The sequence below is a fragment of the Parvimonas sp. D9 genome, assembly GCF_035282565.1.
GTDB classification, from domain to species: domain Bacteria; phylum Bacillota; class Clostridia; order Tissierellales; family Peptoniphilaceae; genus Parvimonas; species Parvimonas micra.
Genome location: NZ_JAYKBM010000079.1, coordinates 1 through 365, shown reverse-complemented (window position 1 = coordinate 365; position 365 = coordinate 1). Strand labels below are relative to the sequence as shown.

The 365-nt window shown below is 50.1% G+C and carries 1 protein-coding gene; it reads left to right on the top strand.

What is annotated here, in order from left to right:
* A partial coding sequence (locus VJI94_RS08105) for a hypothetical protein (RefSeq protein WP_324008979.1) occupies window positions 1-193 on the top strand: 193 nt, incomplete at its 5' end.
* Window positions 194-365 lie beyond the last annotated feature (172 nt).

The following is a 365-nucleotide window of genomic DNA, read 5'->3' as shown; positions in this document are numbered from 1 at the left end:
CCATATTGCTTTGGGCACATCCACAAGCACTATGATGTGGCGTCCTATTCTGATGCAGCTCGAAGCTGAAGGTTTGGTTACCAAGACCGAAGTACGTGTGCAAACACCCATCGGCCGCAATCAAGTACCCATCGTATACCACCTCACCAAGAACCCCTATAATTATGGGCCGCCTGAATCATCTGCTGCGTAATGAGGCATTGATTCGGGGGTGATGGTATAATGGCTACTAACACAATGATTAATCCTGCGTCAGGCATGAACGCAGACCTTGCCAAATCAGGCATTGGTATTGAGCATATTCGTTCTAGGCCACTAGGCGCAACGGAACGTCATGCCACAGGTACTCCACAGCACGTGGAGGG